Source organism: Roseateles sp. P5_B10, from assembly GCF_056400485.1.
In genome coordinates this window covers 1-560 of the sequence record NZ_JBFULE010001675.1, presented here as the reverse complement: position 1 = coordinate 560, position 560 = coordinate 1, and the positions used below count along the sequence as shown (strand labels likewise).

Below are 560 nucleotides of genomic sequence, written 5' to 3'. Positions count from 1 at the left end.
GCCGCACTTCACGCTGGATGACAAGCTGCTGTGCGGCATGTCGGCCTTCAAGGCGCATTGCACCTTCGGCTTCTGGGAACGCGAGGGCGCGACACCCGGACAGCCCGGTGCCATGGGCGATCTCGGCCGCATCACGACCCTGGCCGACCTGCCTAGCCGCACCGAGTTGCGCAAGCAGATCAAGGCCGCTGCCGCATTGCTGCAGGCCGGCGCGCCGCGCGCCGCAAAACCCAACCGCGAGCCGCGGCCCCAGCTCGAGATGCCCGACGACTTCGCCGCGGCGCTGAGCAAGGTCAAGGCGGCCAAGCAGCACTACGACGCCTTCGCGCCCAGCAAGCAGCGCGACTACCTCGAATGGGTGCTGGAGGCCAAGCGCGAGGACACACGCACCAAGCGCATCGCCCAGGCGGTGGAGTGGATCGCTGACGGCAAATCACGCAACTGGAAGTACGAAAGCTGTTAGCCCCTCGTCCGGTCTCGCCCTGCTGGACGCGGGCGCGCCCAGCCGGTCCCCCGGGGGGACGGCGATGCTTGCCGGCGCGACCGGCAAGCACATCGCC

Annotated in this window: 1 protein-coding gene; it reads left to right on the top strand. The window is 69.3% G+C overall.

The features are described from left to right. A partial coding sequence (locus AC1DU6_RS35275) for a YdeI/OmpD-associated family protein (protein ID WP_477863222.1) occupies nt 1–463 on the top strand: 463 nt, incomplete at its 5' end. Nucleotides 464–560: the final 97 nt, after the last annotated feature.